The sequence below is a fragment of the Enorma sp. genome, assembly GCF_982429025.1.
This window is the reverse complement of record NZ_CEWCAA010000050.1, coordinates 1-15,767: the sequence shown is the minus strand read 5'-3', so window position 1 is coordinate 15,767 and position 15,767 is coordinate 1. Positions and strand designations below refer to the sequence as shown.

Genomic DNA, 15,767 nt, shown 5'->3' with positions numbered 1-15,767 from the left:
GGCGGTGTATATCTCGGAGGTCGCCGCGGCCGGCTCGGCGTCGCGCAGGTCGTGCGCGCTCGGCGGCCGCTTTCTCCATGCGTGGTAGCCCTGCCTGGTGACATGGAGGGCCGCGCACATCTCGGATATGCTCCAGGCGCCCTCGTTGAGCAGGATGAAAGCGAACCTCGCCCTCTCCGCCTGCGAGCCTACAGCTGCCTGCCGGTGAGGAAGGCGCTCGCTTTTAAAAGTATCTCGTTCTCCCTCTTCAGCCGTCCGTTCTCGCGCCTCAGCCTGCGGAGGTCCTCCGCCATCTGGAAGGGGTTGTCACCTGCCGGCGCCTGCGCGGCGTCGGCCCTTTTGACCCATTCCGACAGGCTCCCCGGGTCGACGCCGAGCTCGCGGGCGGTCTCCGCGTAGGTACCGCCCCGCTCCCTGTACAGCCTCACCGCCTGCTGCTTGAACCCTGCCGAATACCTGGGCGACGGATGTCCCATCCCATGCCCCCCTTTCCCCGTTTACGGCATCATGCCCAAACGGAACTCGATGTGTCAACGGAAACGGGGGAGATTCAGATTCAGGACATCTGGTCCAGGAAGATCGTCGGCTGGTCGATGTCGGCCCGCATGACGGCCGAGCTCGCCGACGACGCACCGAGAACGTGCTGCTCGTCGGCAGCCCGGGCGTCGGCAAGACCCACCTGGCGACCACCATCGGGATCGAGGCCGTCAAGGCGGGCAGGGAGGTGAAGTTCATAGACTGCGCCCGGCTCGTGGACGACCTCAAGGACGCCCAGGGCAGGGGCATCCTCAAGAAGAGGCTGAAGTACTACGCCCATTCGAAGCTGCTGATAATCGACGAGCTCGGGTACCTGGACATCGACGAGGGCGGGGCCGACCTGCTGTTCCAGCTCGTGAGCACGCGCTACGAGCAGCGGTCGACGATCGTGACGACGAACGTGGGCATCGGGGCTGGGCCAAGGTCTTCGGAGACGAGGTGGCCGCCAGCGCGATCGCGGACAGGCTCTGCCACCACTGCACCCTGATAAAGATCACGGGCAGGTCGTACAGGCTCAAGGACCTGCCGGCGGACAACAAGAGGAGGGATTGACCAGAGCCGGTGAAAATGCGTTGGCGTGCATGGCGCATCGCCATTGGCGCATCTGGCATAGGTATATTGGCGAATGTGGCAAGAAATAGATTGACGCTAACACGGCGGTGGAGCCGCACGCGTGCGCGCGGCGGATCCAGCGGTCGAGCGTCGACTTGCCGAGGTCGCACTCGCGCATCACCTCGGCGCGGGGCTTGCCGGAGTCCACCAGAGCGACTATCTGCCTCCTGAACTCCTCGGTGAACTGCCTGGGGTGCTTCGGATCCCGCATGGGGCCTCCCTTCCTCGAGGGGCCCTCGGACTCTCATCAGGCTGTCCAAATAAGTATAGCCACATCACTCGGTGCAGCGCTCCAACCCCGCCGCGCGCCTCTACGAGCGACTTGGCTTTCAAGAGGTCTCTGGCGACGACGGGGAGGCCGTGATGGTGCTCCCGCTCGGCAAGCGTGACGAGGGCGCCCAAGGGGGAGCCCCCTTCGAGCGGGCGCGCGCGGCGCAGGGGGTCATCCACGGCTGCACGGAAATCGGCCTGCTCGTGCGCTCTGAGGACACGGGCGTTTCGCTCTTCGACACGACGCTCATTCACGCCCGCGGGGCAGCGCTGAAGGCTCTCGAGGACTGATTAGACAGAGCCCTTGGTGCTTCGCGGCGACGGCTCCCGTCATCGTGCTCAAAGTAGACTGAGATAGTGCACGTTGGGTACAATACATAGCAAATTTCAACAATGTGTTGGAGGTTGTTATGAGTTCGCAGCTTGCTACACGAGTAGAAGATGCCGAAGCGGCGCGTTTTCGCGAGACGACCCGCCTGCTGGGCACGACGCCGGCGGATGCCATGCGCATCTTCGTGTCTGCGTTCAACGCCCATCGCGGCTTTCCGTTTGACGTGCGCTTGCCTGAACCTAAGGTCGAGGCATTCGCTTCCGAGCAGGAGGCGGCGGAGTTTTCAGATCGGCTCGCGTTGAGGATGATGAGCGATGCGCGGTGAGATCTGGACGATGCGAGATGATCTTTACGCAAGCAAGGCGCGACCGGTTGTCATTGTGCAGAGCGACGAGATAATCGGCTTCGATTCTGTCGTGCTCTGTCTGATGACGACGTTTGAGAGTTCTGGCATGCCGACACGCGTCCGGGTCGAGCCCTCCGCAGAAAACGGCCTCGAGCGCACGAGTTTCGTGATGACGGATAAGATTGCTTCGGTCAGTCGCGGCATGTTAGGCAAGCGAATCGGCATCTTGGAGAGAGATCGGATGGACGAGGTTACGGAGAAGCTCGCACTCGTTCTGGGACTCTCATAGCCACGTTCTGCAAAGTATGGGAGTTGTGCCGTCATGGATCTTTCGCGCATAGACGCTCGCCTGCTCTCGCGCCCCGGCACTACCAAGGCGCTCCACGAGAAGTGGGGCTGGATGGTCTACTGGGTGGGCGACAGGCAGTTCGCTTGCGAGTTCACGGCCTCCGCTGACGCCAAGGCACCCTACGCGGGACGTCACCTGCTGTCGCTCAAGTGCGACCCCGACCGCATCCTCGAGCTGCGCGCTGAGTACCCGGGCGCGGTGCTGCCCGGCTACTACTCCGACGGGCGCACGTGGATCTCCGTCGACCTGGACGCCGATCTGCCCGAGGGCCTCGTGCTCGACCTGTGCGACATGAGCTACGACCTCGTCTTCTCCAAGTTGCCCAAGCGCGTTCAGCGGGAGGTTTCTGACGTGTAGCGGCACGGCCTGCGCTGGCGACGGGGCGGTTGCCTGCAATGGGCGAGAGGAGCCCGTGCGAGAGGCGCCCCGATGAATTGGCTTTCGTTCGTAGGAACGGGGACACACGTCACCTGATGCCGTTCCAGCTCAATGCAGAAATCCAAGGCCATTGCATCCAGTTTGCGTGTAATGGCATTTCTCACCATCGTATAGGGGACGTCTGATTTGCTGTTTAGCGCGCCAACTGGAAATCTGCATCCAAGCGAGATCGCCGACTTGCACGCTGGAAACACATCGAGGGGATGATAGCCCTTCGACGCGTTGGCAAACCTATCCATACTCGCGATGCCGCACAAATCTGCGCCGAGCGCAGACAAGATTTCCTTTACCCGTTTGCTGTCTATCGTACTGTTGCTCCGTAACCGCCACCTTGTCTTTGCCTGTTCCATATCATATAGCAGATGCTGCGGGCGGACTCGCTTTGAGCTTTTGTCATGATGGCGAATGCCGATTTCGGCTTCTGCCATAAATTGGTTGATACCGATTTCGGTTTCCGCCAAAATAAGGTGAATGCCGATTTCGGTATCCGCCAGAATCGAGGTCGAGGATGTATCGCAACGCCATGATAAAGCTCCTCGCTTGGAGCGACAGCCCCCATCGCAAGCCGCTCATTGTCAACGGTGCCCGTCAGGTGGGAAAGACATGGCTCGTCCTTACTTTTGGGGCGAATCGCTACGATTCCGTTGCCCACGTCGTGTTCTTGGAGAACGAGGATATGAAACGGGCTTTCGCGGGAAGCCTCGATGCGGATCGCTTGCTTACCATCATCGGCGCGGCGACGGGAACCAATCCCCGTGACGGTAGAACGCTCGTGTTTCTCGACGAGATTCAGGAGTGCCCGCGTGCCATCACCGCTTTGAAGATGTTCTGCGAGCAGCGGCCAGACGTGCCTGTTGTCGCAGCGGGATCCCTCCTCGGCGTGGCTCTCAACCGGGAACGTGAGAAGGATGGGGACGGCACGTCGTGGCCCGTCGGGAAGGTCGATTACCTCGATCTGCATCCGTTCTCGTTCGACGAGTTCGTGCGCGAAATCGGCAACTCTGCACTTGCAGACGCGGTTTCCCAGGGTGACGCCGATCTCATCAGCGTCTTCTCCGAGCGTCTGACTGATCTTTTGCGCATCTACTACTACGTGGGAGGAATGCCCGAGGCGGTGTGCCGCTACAGCGAGACCGGGGATTTTGCGGCGGCACGGGCGGTGCAGCAGACGCTGCTTGCGGATTACGAGCATGACTTCTCGAAGCACGTCGAGAGTGCTCTCGAGGTGGAACGCATCCGTCAGATCTGGCATTCGGTGCCCGTTCAGCTTGCGCGGGAGAGCGACCTTCGTCGGTTCAGCTATGCATCCGTCCGAGAAGGCGGACGCGGGCGGGACTATCGAGATGCTGTCGCATGGCTTGTCGATGCTGGCCTGGTTACTAAGATTCCGCGTGTGACCAAACCGGGGATCCCGCTCAAAGGGTATGCCGACGAGATGTACTTCAAGCTCTACCTGCTTGACATCGGACTTCTGGGCGCGGCGACGGGGCTCGAGCCTCGCGTGCTCGTGGAGGGGAACCGGCTCTTCACTGAGTACAAGGGCGTTTATGCCGAGCAGTTCGTGTGCCAGCAGCTCGTGGCGGGCGGTGCGGTGCCGTACTACTGGTCGGCGGACGGCAAGCAGAAGAAGGGCGAGGTCGACTTCCTGCTCGAGGTTGCGGGGTGCCCCGTCCCTGTTGAGGTCAAGGCAGACGAGAACATCGCCGGGGGAAGCCTCGCCGCATTCGTGCGGGACTATGGGCTCGGGCGTGCTGCGCGCTTCTCGCTGCGCGGGCTTAAGAAACAGGACTGGCTGGTAAACGTGCCGCTCTACGCCGCCAATGCCTTTCCGGACATTCTTGAGCGGCCGAATATAAGCCACAATATGCCACTACGGACATAATGGGGGCGCAGTTTGGATATGTGCGATTGCTCCGCCGGCGTCCAGGGTTGCCGACGGTTCCGGACGAAGGAGTCCTAGGATTCTGCTGAGTGCGGAGATACGCCGGCGCCCTGAACCGCGCCGACCAACACAGTTTGAGTTGTTGGAAGCCTGCCTCATCGCGCATATCTGAACTGCACCGCCATTCATCCTCGTCGTCTTTTGCCCGTGTGCGCTCGTGCTCGCCACACCCACGGCCATCATGGCGGCGATCGGCAACGCCACCAGGCACGGCTTTCTGGTGCGTGAGGGGGACGCGCTCGAGCGCCTGGCGCAGGTCAGGCGCGTGTGCTTTGACAAGACGGGCACGCTCACCACGGGGGAGCCGCAGGTGGTTGCCGTGTGTGCGGGCGAGAAGGACGTGAGCGAGGACGCGTTGCTCGCGGTTGCCGGCGCGGCCGAGAAGCGATCCGAGCACCCCCTCGGGCGCGCCATCGTGGCCGCGGCCACGGAGCACGCCGGAGCGGCGCCGAAGGACCCAACGTCCTTTGCCATGGTGCCCGGTCGCGGCGTAGTGGCCGAGGTGGGCGGGCGCACGGTGTACGCCGGCAGCGCTGCGCTGCTGGCGGAGCACGGTCTGGCTATACCGGACGCGCTGGGGAGGCGCGTGGACGCTACGCGCGCCGAGGGGGCAACGATCACCTATCTCGGCTGGGGCGACACGGCAGCGGGGTTCATCGCGCTCGCCGACCGCGTGCGCGAGAACGCCACCGCTACGCTTTCGGCAGTGTGGGAGACGGGCGTGGAGCCGGTGCTCCTCACGGGGGACCACGAGGCGGCGGCCGCCCACGTGGCTGCCGAACTCGGCATCACCACCTACAAGGCCGCCTGCCTGCCCGAGGACAAGCTCTCCTTTATCGATGACTCGGAGCGCGCGGGCAAGGGCGTTTGTATGGTCGGCGACGGCGTCAACGACGCGCCTGCGCTCAAGCGCGCGCTTGTGGGCATCGCCATGGGAGGCGTCGGCAGCGATATCGCCGTCGACGCGGCGGACATCGCGCTCGTGAACGATGACATCGCCGAGCTGCCGCACCTCCTGCGCCTCTCCCGCCGCATGATGACGACCATCAAGATCAACCTCACGTTCTCGATGACGCTCAACTTTATCGCGATCGCGCTCGCCATCTCGGGTGTCCTGAACCCTGTGGTGGGCGCCCTCGTGCACAACGCGGGCTCGGTGCTCGTTATCGTCAACTCCGCGCTTCTACTGGGATGGAAGCCACGCGTTCGGTAAGGCTGCTAGGGGCGGTATTCGGCCTAGCGGCGAGCTTGATGATTGACGCTTACGAGGCGTCGCTGTAGAAGCATCCGTTACCACCGGGCGAGAAACGCGAGCGTCTGGGTGAAGGCGTCCTCGCGGCTTTGCCGGCATGCTTCGGGGTGGGCGCGCTCGACGCGGAAGAGCTTGAGCGAGGGTGTCTCCATGGGCACGAGGATGTGGCTCGCGTACTCGTAGGAGCGTCGCGTGATCTCGAAGGGATGGGCGTGCTTGGCGAGGCACTGCTCGACGATCCGACAGGCCTCGTCGCTCGGCCACATGGCGTCATGCGAGGGGCTGGCGAGAAGGACGGGCCCGTTGATGCGCTCCACGGCAATCCAGGCCTCCTTGGGCGCGCGCTCGACGATCCGCTCGTAGACGAAGCGCATGTCGAGCTGGCGCTCGGTGACGATACGGCGGATGATGCCGAGGTAGGGGAGCCTCCCGCCGCCCCGCGCGCAGGGCACGGGCTCGCCGCGCCAGGTCCAGCTGGAGCGGTCGCTCAGACCCTTGCCGGCAAGGCTTTTGTTGCCGGTGATGCCCGGCATGGCGCAGGCGAGCGGGGAGATGGCGACGACGCAGGTGATCTGAGGCATGAGCGAGGCGGCGAGAAGCGCCAGCTCGCCGCCCTTAGAGATGCCGTAGATCCCCACGCGGTCAAAGCCACGCTGCCGGAGATAGGCGACGGCACGTTCGATTGGCTCGATCGGCACCTCGATGAGCTCATCGGGGAGTCCCGGCACGTTCCAGTAGCACAGGCCGAGCGCCGCGATGCCCTCCCGTGCGAAACGCGCACCGAGGTTGCGCGGGATGTTCTCGTTGCCCTCGCTGCCGCCGAGCACGATGAGAGCCTTGCCGGAGTACGCTTCGACGTGCCGCTCCGGCAAGTGGAGGAATCCGAAGAAGCCGTCTTGCTCGACGGTGAACCGTTCCATGCCTCCACTTCCCAACGACAGGCCCCACAGCGGACCGATTGATGCTTCCTAGAGACGTCGAGCGCTTTCTGCGGCCAGCGCGATGGTGGTGCCGTTGTGCAGGAGCGCCGAGGTCTGGGGTCGGATGATGCCGACGATTCCCGCAGCGAGAAGCGCCGAGTTGATGCCCATAACCGCGGTGAACGAGCGGTCGAGGCGCCCCATGAGGGAGCGGCTGAGCGCGTGCAGGCGCACGATGGCGTCGAGCCCGCCCGCGGCGAGCGTGACGTCGGCGACCTCCTGCGCGATGGCGGTGCCCGTGCCCATGGCGATGCCCACATCGGCGGCGGAGAGCGCCGGCGCGTCGTTAACGCCGTCACCCACCATGACGACGCGTTGTCCGCGAGCCACGAGCGCCTCCACGTAGGCATGCTTGTCCTCGGGGAGCAGGTCAGCCCGGTACTCGGTGATGCCCGCCTCGGCGGCGATGCGTGCGGCGGTGCGCTCGTTATCGCCGGTGAGCATGATGATGTGGCCGATGCCCTGCGAGCGAAGTGCCGCAATTGCCTCGGGCGCTCCTGCCTTTAAGGGATCTTCGATGCCGAGCACGCCCACCAGCTTTCCGTCTTGGGCGAGGTAGAGCGGTGAGAGGCCTTCGAGGTCGCCGTTGATGCGCGCCTCTGCCTCGGGGGCGACTTCGACGTGCTCGTCCTCCATCACGAAGTGGCGACTACCGATGACGATGCGCTTGCCATCGAGCGCCGATGCGATGCCGTGCGCCACGATATAGGCGACCTCGGCATGGCGTTCGCGATGCTCGAGGCCGCGCGCGGCGGCGGCCGCCACCACGGCGCGCGCCACGGGATGCGGGAAATGCTCCTCCAGGCAGGCCGAGGTGCGCAGCACCTCGTCCTCGGTCCAATCGGGCACGAGGGCGAGCACGCGCGCGACCCGGGGCGTCGCCTCGGTGAGCGTTCCCGTCTTATCGAACACGATGGTGTCGGCGGCGGCGATGGCCTCGAAATGCTTGGCACCCTTGACGGCCATGCCCTCGTGCGCGCTCTGGCTCATGGCGGCGAGCACGCTGATGGACGACGTGAGCCTGAGGGCGCAGGAGTAGTCGACCATGAGGGCGGCCGATGTCTTGGCAAGGCTTTTCGTGGTCGCCGCCACAAGCCCTGCAAGCAGGAAGTTCCACGGCACGAAGCGGTCCGCGAGGTGCTCGCGGCGCGTCTGGATCTCGCTTTTGAGCTGCTCGGAGGCTTCAACGAGATTCACGATGGAGCGGAGCTTGGTCGATGCGGGCTCGGCGCCCACGCGGATGACGATCTCGCCCTCTTCGACCGCGGTGCCGGCGAAGACGTCGTCGCCGGCCATGCGCTCGACGGCAAGCGGCTCGCCGGTGAGTGCCGCCTGGTTGACCATGGCCGCACCGCGTACCACCACGCCGTCGACGCACACGGGCATGCCGGTGCGCGCCACGACGAGGTCGCCTGCGCGGAGACTCTGGGTGGGCACGGTGACCTCCTCGCCGTCCTCGAGGCGCCGGGCGTTTTGGGGAATGGCCATGAGGGAGCGAATGAGTTCGTGCTCTGAGCGCTCACGGGTGGCGTCCTCGAGGACCTCTCCCAGGTCGAGGAGGAACATGGTGCTCGCCGCGGTTTTGGGGTCGCGCTTGACAAACGACAGGCCGATGGCCGTGGCGTCGAGTACCGGCACATCGAGGCGGTGCCGCATGAGCGAGGTGAGGCCGGCGCGCAGAAACCCGAGGTAGTGAAGGCCGGCCCATACCGCCCTCAATGCGGGCGGGAGGAGCCAGCGGCGGATGAGATGGTTGCCCACTAGGCGGATGATGCTGCGCGCGGCGGACGGGACCGCGGGTGCGAGCGCCGTGGGCGCCTGGGCGCGCACCGCATCGAGCTGGACGCGGCTGAGCTCGTTCAGCCGATCGAGCAGGGCGGTTCTTGCAAGGGCGTCGCGGTACCAGATGGCGACCGAGCGAATGCGCGGGTAGGAGCGCACGCGCTCGACGCCTGTCCACGAAGAGAGCGAGGCCTCGAGGGCGAGGGCGTCGGACGCGTCAAGGTGATCGGCAAACGTAAGGCGCAGCCGCCCCGGCACCTCGTGTTCGATGACGTATCGCACGGGCGCGCCTACGCCTTAGAGGGGACGGTCTCTGCGGCGGTATCCGACGCGCCGTCTTCCTCGTTCTCGACGCCGTAGACGCTTTCATTGAGATACGCGGCTTCGGCGACGATGTCGTCCATCTCGGCTCGCGTGCGTTCGACGGTGTCTTCACAGGCCTGCTTCGCGCGCAGCCCAGCCGCGACGGCTTCGACGTAGACGCGTTTCGCCCCGTCGCTCGTAAGCACCTTGGCGCCGACAGACCCGATCAGTACGCCGGCACCCAGAAGCAGACCGTGCGTCCCCTTGAGAAAGCCCAGAGCACTCATGCGAAACTCCTTTCCGCGCACAACAGTACGCCTTGGTAAACAATTACAAGTTAACTGTAGCTCACTCTGAGGAGGGGAGTGGTGTGATTTGCGAATTGGGAAGAACTTGCTGTCAAGAATTCGAAAGAATGCGACGGCTGGTCGCATCCATGGCGGAGCGCTTTCCCGGCGGGCGGCTGGCGTTCGATGCGGCGAGGGAGGACCGCCGACAAGCGATCCGCAGACGATCGTGACGGTCTGCATATAGTATAGGTTCGGTGGTGATTAGGCGAGCAGGCAGATGAGCATCGCAGTGAACATGATCGTGAACACGAGGTTGCTCCACCCGCCGAAGAGAATGCACCGCGCTGGTTGTGGCACGCGCATCCACACGAGCCCAAAAAAGCTCGTCACGATGGGCGTGAAGACGACAAACCAGGCCGGGAAGACAGTTTGCCCCAGCGTGATGGCGGCGGCGAGCAGGATGAACCCGGCGTACATAGGAGTCGTCGCCAGCCGCATGATGAGCATAATGTTGGCGGATACCTCCTCGTAGAGGTCCTCATGCTCCGCTTTAGCGATGATGGAGAGATAGGCGTACTGCGCGTGGTAGGCGCCGCCGCAGATGAGCGCGAAGGCAAGGATGGCTGCCGCAAGCCAGACGAGCCAGGCGAGGTCGCCGCGCGCCGTAAGGGGAAGCGCCAGAAAACCGAGCACGTAGAGGAAGGCGGCGACGGGTCCCAGCGCCCCTCCCACGCGCACGCGCGCGGCGGGAATGCCTCTCATGACGTGCATATAGGGCTTGAGCGTGCCGTCCATGTCGTAGGCGCCGGGCGTGAAGTAGAGCAGCATGTCGCCGGCGAACATGAGCAGCGATCCGAGAAGGCCGAGGGCGATGAATGTGAGGACGAGTGGCATGGTTCTCCCATCCTACAGGTCGCGCACGGAATAGCCGGCGTCTCGGACAGCCTGTGCGCAGGCTTCGCGGTCAATGGGCGTCTTCGACAGAATGTGCGCTGTATTGCGGCCAAGATCGACGCGCGCCCAGGTGCCCTCGAGCGCGTTGAGCGCGTTCTCGACGTTGCGCGCGCACCCCTCGCAGCTCATGCCCCCAATAATGAGCTCCGCAGCATACGGATAGTGCGCCTCGTCGGTGTCCGCGACTTCGACCCGCTTTGGTTTGGGTGCGCGCTCGCTGTCGCTGCAGCCGCAGGCGCAACCGCCGGAGCCAACTCGACGCACATAGCGCACGGCGATTACGGCGACCAGGACGATGGCGGCTGCGACGATGATGAAATCTGCCATGATACTCCCTCCTTCCATTCGAACGAGGCGGCTCGCTCTTGTATAAAATGTTAGCCTTAGTATACTCTCGGAGAGCTTGGAACCGCACGTTCGAAAGAAGAATTTCGAGCAGAAGGGTGTAGCGCGCGCAAAGTTCAGTCGGCTTCGCAAATAACAGCCGCACGAGCGGAGGCACTGCCCGTGCGAGAGACAGGCTGCCTTAGGCGACGAACGCGAACGTTGCGCGGGTGGAGTGCGAGCCGGCCGTCGCAGGCTACGGTCATGTCACAGGTGCGCGGAGCCCGCCGGTTTTGCCGAGATTACGCGTGTGCAGCGCTTCTAGTTTGAAAACGGTATTTCAACGGCGTCATGCCGAACTTCCGTCTGAATGTCTCGCAGAACTTGCCCACGTTCGCGTAACCCACGGCGTACGCAATGTCAGCCACCGGCGAATCACCGTGTTTGAGCAGCTTCTCTGCCCGGCTCATGCGGACGTCCAAGAGGTAGTCCGATATGCACACCCCATACACTCCCTTGAAATACCCTTTCAGCGTGGTTGGTCTCACGCCGAGGGGGCCGCCACCTCGGCGATGCTCCTACGCCGGCTGATGTCATCCGTCAATAAAGCCTCCGCGCGCTTCGCGATGTCGACCTGACGCCTCGAGTAGATGGCAGACTCGCTCTCCCGGCGCGGCGCCCCAGAGCCTGCGATGCGGAGCAGAAGCAAGGGTATCGTGAGGCGGAGTCGCGCATGCTCGAAATCTCCCGCGCCTGGTATAAGCTCGCGAAACAGCCGGGATTCCTCCGGCGCTGCTGCCCTCGTCCAGTTCCTTATGCGTCCAGCCCTCAGATGTGCGGCGATTTCGTTCAAGTTGACGCCGCACGCGGCGAAGAACTCGGGCGGGCGGGCAAGGCTGCTCCGATGAAGGAACAGCTCGACGCCTTCGTAGAAGGCGCAGGGGAACGAGAAGTCCCATACCGTCGTGCGCCTCCTGGTCAGGGAGATCGCCCGTCGCGAGGGCTGCTCCGAGCGGGCGGTGAAGTACAGCCTTGCGCGCGCACGGAGGCGGATGAGGGCCTTGTTGACCGACGGGGATTGAAGGTCGCTCAAGCCCGTTCGGCCCCTGCCCGAACGGGCTTGAGTATCCCGGGGTCAAAAATGATTCGGCTCGGTGACCATGCCGCCGGCAAGCCGCCGCGCATCAGCGTTCCTAGAACTCCCCCTTGACTTCGTGAACGCCCTCCCTCTCGCCGAATCGACGCCGCCTCCACTCGCTCGGTGCGGTTCCGTATTCCCTCTTGAACGCGGAGGAGAACTTGCTCGGGTTCGCGTAGCCGACGCGCACGGCGGCTTCGGCGACGCGCGCTCCCTCGGCAAGCAGGGCGGCGGCGACCTCCATGCGCCGCTTGCGGAGGTACCCCGCGACAGTGCTCCCGTATGCCCGCGAGAAGTACTGGTTGAGTGTCGCCGCGCTCACACCGAACGCCGACGCTAGCACGCGGGCGTCGTGGGCGCAGTCGAGAGAGCCCTCGAGCTCGTCGTGCACGGCGGCAACGATGCGCATCTGGGTGCGTGTGAGGATGAAGCGGGGTCTGGCGCAGGAGAGGTCGCGACGTTGGAGGCCAAGCAGCAAGCCGAGAACCTCGTAGGTGGCCAGAGCCCTGTCGGGTGCTTCGACGAGGGCGGCGATGCGTCTCATATGCCCGTTGAGCTCGCCGTCGCCGCTGAGCACGGCGGCGCTGCCCGCCTGTCGCGCGATGGCCTCGACGGCATCCTCGTCATCGAGCAGCGAGAAAAGCGGCGATCGAGCGATACGCGTGTTCACGAACACCTCGACGCCCCGGTAGCGTCCCGAGGGGTACCGGAACTCGGCGGGGCGCTCCTGCGAGCAGCTGATGCACACCTCGCCGGCCGAGACCGTCGCCAGACCCCCGCTCGGGATGTCGACCTCGCAGCGGCCCTCGTGGCACAGGTTTATCGTCAGCCATTTGCCCCGCGAGAGCGCGGGGAGGGGGACGGACGGGGCCTCTGGGACGTTGGGGCACCGCTCGCACGCGAAGTCGACGTTGGCGACGAACAGGTCGCGCGACAGGGGTCGGCCTCGCATGCACCCGCTCCCGACCGGGTGCGACAGCACCAGCTCGTAGACGCCGTCGGCGTCTTGGACGAGCTCGACGCCGGAGGCGACGCGCAGGCGCGTCCCCCGGTTGCTCTCCGTATCGGTGAAGGGTGCGTTTCCCATAGGCTATCTCCCGTTCGCGTAGTCCAGCCCCATTCGTCTCAAAAGTTTATTTTATCTAACTTGATGAGATTTGGAGCTGAACCTACATCGCGGAGTTGAGGGGGCATACGTTCCAGGCTTACTTTGGTGGCCGCGGGCGTCATGCCCGTTTAAGGAAAGGAGCGATTCCATGAGACTATGCGATGTGGCGACGGGGCTTTCTGCCCGTATCGCATCCGTATCCGGCGATGACCGGTTCGTCTCGCGCGTCACGGCCATCGGGCTGACGGAGGGATGCGCCGTCGAGGTCCTGCAAAACGTCAAGAACCGGCCCGTGCTCGTGCACGTGCGCGACAGCGACGTGGCGCTCGATCGCGGCGACTGCATGCGCATCGAGGTGGAGGTGGTCGCATGAGCTGCGAGAGATGTGCGGCTTCCTGCCCCGCGGCGGGAGGCGCGAAGGAGCCTGCCGCCCGCAAGGCGGCGGGCGGCGTCACGGTCGCGCTGCTCGGCCAGCCCAACTCGGGCAAGTCGACGCTCTTCAACGGGCTCACGGGGGCGCGCCAGCACGTGGGCAACTGGCCCGGCAAGACCGTGGAGCGGAAGGAGGGGACGTTCGAGCGCGGCGGCACGGCGTTCCAGGTCGTCGACCTCCCCGGCTCGTACGGGCTCGCGGCCAACTCGCCCGAAGAGGAGGTGACGCGCGACTACCTCGCATCGGGCGCTGCCGACATCGTGCTCGTGATGGCCGACGCGTCGCAGCTCGAGCGCAGCCTCTACATGCTCGCCGACTTCGTTGCGGCGTGCCCGGAGCAGCCGTGCCTGCTCGCTCTCAACCTCATGGACGTCGCCGAGAACCAGGGCAAGCGGATCGACGCCGTCCTTATCGCGCGGCGGCTGGGCGTTCCTGTGGTGCCGCTCGTCGCCTCGCGCCCCGAGGGATACGGCGCGCTGCTTGACGCGCTTGCACGCACGGTGCGCGAGCGTTCCGTCGTGGATGGCGCGCGCCTGCGCGAGGGGATCGCTGCCGCCCCCGACACGATCCAGGGCACGGCCGCAGCGAAGTTCACCTGGATCGAGGGGCTGCTCGACGGAGCGGTGGAGGCGCCCGCGCGCCCGCACGCGCTTTCGCGCTTCGATCGCGTGGTCACGGGCTCGCGCTGGTCGAAGCCCATCACCATCGGCATGATCTTGCTCGGGTTCATCCTGGCGTTCGTGCCGGCTATTCCCATCATGATGCTCGGCGGCGCCATCTCGTCGCTCGGGCAGGTCGTGGCGGGCGCGCTCGCGCAGGCGGGCGCCCCCGATGTTCTGGGCAGCTTCCTCGCGGGCGTGGTGTTCAACAGTTTGTGCTTCGGCACCATGATGGTGGGCTACGTCTTCGGCATCAACCTCGTGTTCGGCCTCTACGAGGAGGCGGGCTACATGGCGCGCATCTCCTACGTGTTCGACCACACCATGGCGCGCTTCGGGTTGCAGGGCAAGTCGCTCATGCCCTTCCTCATGTGCCTCGGCTGCACGATGGGCGGCGTGTCGGGTTCGCGCGTCATCGACTCGTGGGGCCAGCGCATGCTCACGGTGATGATGGCCTGGGCCATCCCGTGCGGCTCGACCTGGGGCGTGGTTCCGGTGCTCGCCGTGGCGTTCTTCGGCGTGGCCGGCGCGCCGCTCGTGATCGTGGGCATCTTCGCCGTGACGATTCTCATCATGTGGCTCGTGGGCAGGGTGTTCGGGCCGCGCCTGGTGGCCAAGGGGGAGCGCGCCGGCATGGTCATGGAGCTTCCGCCGTACCATCGGCCGCATCTGGGCAACGTCGCGCGCGGCGCCCTGCTCAAGAGCCGACAGATGTTCGTGCGAGCCATCCGGGTCGTCGCCCTCTTCGCCTTCGCGATTTGGGCGCTTACCTACACCGCGACCGGCAGCGTCGAGGGGTCGGTGCTCTACGCGCTCGGTACCGCCATCGAGCCGGTCACGCGCTTCTTCGGCATGGGTTGGCAGACGTTCACCGCGTGGTTGTGCGCCCTCGTGCTCAAGGAGTCCGCGCTCGGGGTGCTCTCGGGGCTCTTCACGGGTGCCGCGACGCCCAACGCCGTGCTCGTGGGCGTCATGACCGGCGCCGCCGCCGCGGCGTCGAACATCGGCGAGGTCATGGCGCAGGCCATCTCGGCTCCCGAGGCGCTCGCGTTCATCTTCGCGTTCACGTTCAACATGCCGTGCGCGGCGAGCGTGTCGGCGACCTGGGGTGAGGTGCACTCGACCAAGTGGACTGTCATCACGGCGCTCTTCTACATCTGCTGCTCTCTGCTATTGGGGTGCGTCGTCTACCACGTGAGCGCGCTGTTCTTGTAGCGGGTTGTGCCTGAGGGGAAGGGCTGGTGCGATAGGGCGAGCAAAGTGTGGCGCGCCGCGGCATCCGAGGGGTTCCGATTACCGGATGTGCCTGCGGTCGCCATGCTTGAAGAGGCTTTTGAACCTGGTAGCTCCCATGCCGGCGACCGATGCCACCTCCTCCTGGCTCGCGCCATCGCGCCAACGTGAGTTCGCGAGCTCCATGGCGGCGAGGATCCCGACCCGCGCCCGGCGGTCCTCGGGCAGGGCCGCGACCGCGGTGCCGACGAGGGAGCCGAGCAGCATCCTCGCCGCCCCCTCGTAGACGAGCCCCGCCCCCGGGGCCGCAGGGTTCGTGCGCGCGATCTCGTTGAGCGCCCCGTCGTGGTGCTCGACGACGGCCGCGTGGCCGAGCGGGGCGCGCACGCCGCGCTCATGGCAGCGGGCGGCCTCTACGCCCGCCTCGTCCGCTGTGTTTGGTCAAGTCTTCTTTTTTGAAATGGGCATGCGCTTCTTTCGGGTTCG

At 65.1% G+C, this 15,767-nt stretch carries 21 protein-coding genes; 10 read left to right on the top strand and 11 right to left on the bottom strand.

Annotation, left to right across the window (positions count from 1 at the left end):
- Window positions 1-188 precede the first annotated feature (188 nt).
- Entirely contained in the window at window positions 189-476 is a 288-nt protein-coding gene (locus AC1VS5_RS08105) for a transposase (RefSeq protein WP_481218301.1), read from the bottom strand.
- Window positions 477-640: 164 nt separating this feature from the next.
- On the opposite strand from AC1VS5_RS08105, the gene AC1VS5_RS08100 reads away from it, so the two are divergent.
- Both AC1VS5_RS08100 and AC1VS5_RS08095 read left to right on the top strand, forming a co-directional pair.
- A complete protein-coding gene (locus AC1VS5_RS08100; RefSeq protein ID WP_481218300.1) occupies window positions 641-1,024 on the top strand; it encodes an ATP-binding protein in 384 nt (127 codons plus the stop codon).
- Entirely contained in the window at window positions 976-1,089 is a 114-nt protein-coding gene (locus AC1VS5_RS08095; RefSeq protein WP_481218299.1) for an ATP-binding protein, read from the top strand. Before AC1VS5_RS08100 ends, AC1VS5_RS08095 begins: the two co-directional genes overlap by 49 nt.
- Here AC1VS5_RS08095 and AC1VS5_RS08090 read toward each other — a convergent pair.
- Window positions 1,052-1,360: a transposase gene (locus AC1VS5_RS08090; RefSeq protein ID WP_481218298.1), complete on the bottom strand. Its 309-nt coding sequence runs from the start codon at window positions 1,358-1,360 to the stop codon at window positions 1,052-1,054. The genes AC1VS5_RS08095 and AC1VS5_RS08090 overlap by 38 nt on opposite strands.
- Window positions 1,361-1,431: 71 nt before the next feature.
- On the opposite strand from AC1VS5_RS08090, the gene AC1VS5_RS08085 reads away from it, so the two are divergent.
- The 6 genes from AC1VS5_RS08085 (at window position 1,432) to AC1VS5_RS08060 (ending at window position 6,038) form a co-directional block, all read left to right on the top strand.
- Complete coding sequence (locus tag AC1VS5_RS08085) at window positions 1,432-1,710, top strand: hypothetical protein (protein WP_481218297.1); 279 nt, start codon at window positions 1,432-1,434, stop codon at window positions 1,708-1,710.
- Between the two features lie 119 nt (window positions 1,711-1,829).
- Entirely contained in the window at window positions 1,830-2,075 is a 246-nt protein-coding gene (locus AC1VS5_RS08080; RefSeq protein WP_270403597.1) for a type II toxin-antitoxin system RelB/DinJ family antitoxin, read from the top strand.
- Window positions 2,065-2,385, top strand: coding sequence for a type II toxin-antitoxin system PemK/MazF family toxin (locus tag AC1VS5_RS08075; RefSeq protein ID WP_481218296.1), 321 nt, complete (start codon window positions 2,065-2,067; stop codon window positions 2,383-2,385). Before AC1VS5_RS08080 ends, AC1VS5_RS08075 begins: the two co-directional genes overlap by 11 nt.
- Window positions 2,386-2,418: 33 nt before the next feature.
- On the top strand, window positions 2,419-2,802 hold the full coding sequence (locus tag AC1VS5_RS08070; protein WP_481218295.1) for an MmcQ/YjbR family DNA-binding protein: 384 nt from the start codon (window positions 2,419-2,421) through the stop codon (window positions 2,800-2,802).
- Between the two features lie 604 nt (window positions 2,803-3,406).
- A complete protein-coding gene (locus tag AC1VS5_RS08065; protein ID WP_481218294.1) occupies window positions 3,407-4,765 on the top strand; it encodes an ATP-binding protein in 1,359 nt (452 codons plus the stop codon).
- Window positions 4,766-4,952: 187 nt separating this feature from the next.
- Window positions 4,953-6,038 (top strand): heavy metal translocating P-type ATPase, encoded by a 1,086-nt coding sequence (locus tag AC1VS5_RS08060; RefSeq protein ID WP_481218303.1) that lies wholly within the window; start codon window positions 4,953-4,955, stop codon window positions 6,036-6,038.
- A gap of 77 nt (window positions 6,039-6,115) precedes the next feature.
- Here the strand turns inward: AC1VS5_RS08060 and AC1VS5_RS08055 are convergent, their stop codons facing one another.
- The 8 genes from AC1VS5_RS08055 to AC1VS5_RS08020 all read right to left on the bottom strand — a co-directional run bounded on the left by AC1VS5_RS08055 (window position 6,116) and on the right by AC1VS5_RS08020 (window position 12,935).
- Window positions 6,116-6,997 carry an acyl-CoA thioester hydrolase/BAAT C-terminal domain-containing protein gene (locus AC1VS5_RS08055; RefSeq protein WP_297034229.1) on the bottom strand — a complete coding sequence of 294 codons (882 nt, stop codon included), beginning with the start codon at window positions 6,995-6,997 and terminating at the stop codon, window positions 6,116-6,118.
- Window positions 6,998-7,045: 48 nt separating this feature from the next.
- Window positions 7,046-9,121: a heavy metal translocating P-type ATPase gene (locus tag AC1VS5_RS08050; RefSeq protein ID WP_481218293.1), complete on the bottom strand. Its 2,076-nt coding sequence runs from the start codon at window positions 9,119-9,121 to the stop codon at window positions 7,046-7,048.
- Window positions 9,122-9,129: 8 nt separating this feature from the next.
- Window positions 9,130-9,429, bottom strand: a complete 300-nt coding sequence (locus tag AC1VS5_RS08045) for a DUF6110 family protein (protein ID WP_481218292.1) — start codon at window positions 9,427-9,429, stop codon at window positions 9,130-9,132.
- A gap of 264 nt (window positions 9,430-9,693) precedes the next feature.
- Window positions 9,694-10,326, bottom strand: coding sequence for a DUF6796 family protein (locus AC1VS5_RS08040; protein ID WP_481218291.1), 633 nt, complete (start codon window positions 10,324-10,326; stop codon window positions 9,694-9,696).
- 12 nt (window positions 10,327-10,338) lie between these two features.
- Window positions 10,339-10,713 carry a heavy-metal-associated domain-containing protein gene (locus tag AC1VS5_RS08035; RefSeq protein WP_087430389.1) on the bottom strand — a complete coding sequence of 125 codons (375 nt, stop codon included), beginning with the start codon at window positions 10,711-10,713 and terminating at the stop codon, window positions 10,339-10,341.
- Window positions 10,714-11,012: 299 nt separating this feature from the next.
- The gene (locus tag AC1VS5_RS08030; RefSeq protein WP_481218302.1) at window positions 11,013-11,213 is read right to left on the bottom strand and encodes a helix-turn-helix transcriptional regulator; all 201 of its coding nucleotides are present in this window, start codon (window positions 11,211-11,213) and stop codon (window positions 11,013-11,015) included.
- 41 nt (window positions 11,214-11,254) lie between these two features.
- Complete coding sequence (locus tag AC1VS5_RS08025; protein ID WP_481218290.1) at window positions 11,255-11,803, bottom strand: hypothetical protein; 549 nt, start codon at window positions 11,801-11,803, stop codon at window positions 11,255-11,257.
- Window positions 11,804-11,903: 100 nt separating this feature from the next.
- Window positions 11,904-12,935 carry a helix-turn-helix transcriptional regulator gene (locus AC1VS5_RS08020; protein ID WP_481218289.1) on the bottom strand — a complete coding sequence of 344 codons (1,032 nt, stop codon included), beginning with the start codon at window positions 12,933-12,935 and terminating at the stop codon, window positions 11,904-11,906.
- A 169-nt stretch (window positions 12,936-13,104) separates the two neighbouring features.
- Between AC1VS5_RS08020 and AC1VS5_RS08015 the strand changes: the two genes are divergently transcribed.
- Window positions 13,105-13,329 (top strand): FeoA family protein, encoded by a 225-nt coding sequence (locus AC1VS5_RS08015; protein ID WP_019128997.1) that lies wholly within the window; start codon window positions 13,105-13,107, stop codon window positions 13,327-13,329.
- Window positions 13,326-15,263 (top strand): ferrous iron transporter B, encoded by a 1,938-nt coding sequence (feoB, locus tag AC1VS5_RS08010; RefSeq protein ID WP_481218288.1) that lies wholly within the window; start codon window positions 13,326-13,328, stop codon window positions 15,261-15,263. Before AC1VS5_RS08015 ends, feoB begins: the two co-directional genes overlap by 4 nt.
- A gap of 78 nt (window positions 15,264-15,341) precedes the next feature.
- Here feoB and AC1VS5_RS08005 read toward each other — a convergent pair whose 3' ends face one another.
- Window positions 15,342-15,668, bottom strand: coding sequence for a hypothetical protein (locus AC1VS5_RS08005; protein WP_481218287.1), 327 nt, complete (start codon window positions 15,666-15,668; stop codon window positions 15,342-15,344).
- Window positions 15,669-15,767: the final 99 nt, after the last annotated feature.

What these genes read in the sequence shown, in the direction of transcription:
- AC1VS5_RS08105 (WP_481218301.1), bottom strand. Translation starts at nt 476, where the DNA reads ATGGGACATCCGTCGCCCAGGTATTCGGCAGGGTTCAAGCAGCAGGCG.
- AC1VS5_RS08090 (WP_481218298.1), bottom strand. Translation starts at nt 1,360, where the DNA reads ATGCGGGATCCGAAGCACCCCAGGCAGTTCACCGAGGAGTTCAGGAGG.
- AC1VS5_RS08080 (WP_270403597.1), top strand. Translation starts at nt 1,830, where the DNA reads ATGAGTTCGCAGCTTGCTACACGAGTAGAAGATGCCGAAGCGGCGCGT.
- AC1VS5_RS08075 (WP_481218296.1), top strand. Translation starts at nt 2,065, where the DNA reads ATGCGCGGTGAGATCTGGACGATGCGAGATGATCTTTACGCAAGCAAG.
- AC1VS5_RS08070 (WP_481218295.1), top strand. Translation starts at nt 2,419, where the DNA reads ATGGATCTTTCGCGCATAGACGCTCGCCTGCTCTCGCGCCCCGGCACT.
- AC1VS5_RS08065 (WP_481218294.1), top strand. Translation starts at nt 3,407, where the DNA reads ATGATAAAGCTCCTCGCTTGGAGCGACAGCCCCCATCGCAAGCCGCTC.
- AC1VS5_RS08055 (WP_297034229.1), bottom strand. Translation starts at nt 6,997, where the DNA reads ATGGAACGGTTCACCGTCGAGCAAGACGGCTTCTTCGGATTCCTCCAC.
- AC1VS5_RS08045 (WP_481218292.1), bottom strand. Translation starts at nt 9,429, where the DNA reads ATGAGTGCTCTGGGCTTTCTCAAGGGGACGCACGGTCTGCTTCTGGGT.
- AC1VS5_RS08040 (WP_481218291.1), bottom strand. Translation starts at nt 10,326, where the DNA reads ATGCCACTCGTCCTCACATTCATCGCCCTCGGCCTTCTCGGATCGCTG.
- AC1VS5_RS08035 (WP_087430389.1), bottom strand. Translation starts at nt 10,713, where the DNA reads ATGGCAGATTTCATCATCGTCGCAGCCGCCATCGTCCTGGTCGCCGTA.
- AC1VS5_RS08020 (WP_481218289.1), bottom strand. Translation starts at nt 12,935, where the DNA reads ATGGGAAACGCACCCTTCACCGATACGGAGAGCAACCGGGGGACGCGC.
- AC1VS5_RS08015 (WP_019128997.1), top strand. Translation starts at nt 13,105, where the DNA reads ATGAGACTATGCGATGTGGCGACGGGGCTTTCTGCCCGTATCGCATCC.
- feoB (WP_481218288.1), top strand. Translation starts at nt 13,326, where the DNA reads ATGAGCTGCGAGAGATGTGCGGCTTCCTGCCCCGCGGCGGGAGGCGCG.